Consider the following 1,302-nt stretch of genomic DNA (forward strand, 5'->3'; position numbering starts at 1 on the left):
ATATCTATTAAAAATTTAAATATTTATTTACTAAATTGGCTTATTAAAAACCCGAAGGAATAGCTTTTTAAATCCCTTACTATTCATATATTTAACCGTTGGCAGCAATGCACCCAGACAGCAAAAGCCTTTACCTACCCCAACTTAACACTTTCTTTATTCTAGCCATCAAAGAACCTTTATTTGGAAACTCAAACGATGGATTTAAAGCTTATCGAATATATTTCGGTAAACACTGCTGATTAAATAAAAACCTGGACAATTTCGTTCAAATTAAACCTTAACTGAACATTTCAAAATCACCTACGTTAAAAAAAAGCCTAGTTTATTTTCCGCGATTTTTTTTTAGAATTTTAAGTAAGTAAAATCAGAAAAAATAGAGCCGGAAATTTTAATTTCTTACGGAACTAGAATAGTCATCTAACTGATTATTTATAAAAGCTAGAATTTGAAAAGTTTACTCGATATTTAAATATAACGCAGGATTTACAAGCTGAGCGTAAAATGCGTGTCTGAATAGCAGCAACGCAGGACTAAAAGCAGATTATCTCTCGATTTTTTTAATGTTCAAGTTGACTAATTGAAGCATATTAAATTATAGTTTCTTAAAAACATAGCTTACAAAAAAATAAGCACGGCTGCCAACACCGTGTATAATTAATTGCTTTATTGAGCTTACTTGTGAATATTCCTGCGGAATATTCACAGGTTCGTTAAAGTTTGCTAACTTAGTTGCCCAACCACGCAACTAACCATACACAAACACGTTAGCCACCATAAGGACAAATGAGAAACCTAAAATACATATTGATAATATTCATATTTGTTTCTTGTCAACAAAAAGGCGAAACGAAAAAAATAACGAGTGATTTACAAACAGACATAAAAGAAGATAAAGTTAATCGCTCAACTGAATTACTTCCTGAACCTGATATTTTGGATAGGTTAAAAAGTCAAAAAATAATTGTTGACACTTTACAATCCCAAGACAAACTGACATTAGAAGTTTTAGTTAAAGAACTCAACAAAGAAAAATTAACAATCGTACTGAATGAAAATTGGCCAGAAACTATAGAAACAACATACAATATTTGGAAAAATAAAAATGGGAATATTGTACTGGTTGGCGAATTTCCAACAAGCGAAAGCGGAGATTGGTATATTGAATATTTACACTATTTCGACAAAAAAGAGAAAACTTTTGCGTTTCAAAGAAATACAAATTTCTTTAACAGTATGTGTACTGACGGAGTTGCTTATGAAAAAATCACTGAATATTATAATTCTGATTTCAATAGAATC

Annotated in this window: 1 protein-coding gene; it reads left to right on the forward strand. The window is 30.3% G+C overall.

Going from position 1 to position 1,302, the window contains the following annotated elements; translation table 11 throughout:
• Window positions 1-807 precede the first annotated feature (807 nt).
• Window positions 808-1,302: hypothetical protein (locus tag ACFQ13_RS06290; RefSeq protein WP_386115328.1), on the forward strand; the 495-nt coding region annotated here is incomplete at its 3' end.

The organism is Winogradskyella rapida, from assembly GCF_042675845.1.
Lineage (GTDB): Bacteria > Bacteroidota > Bacteroidia > Flavobacteriales > Flavobacteriaceae > Winogradskyella > Winogradskyella rapida.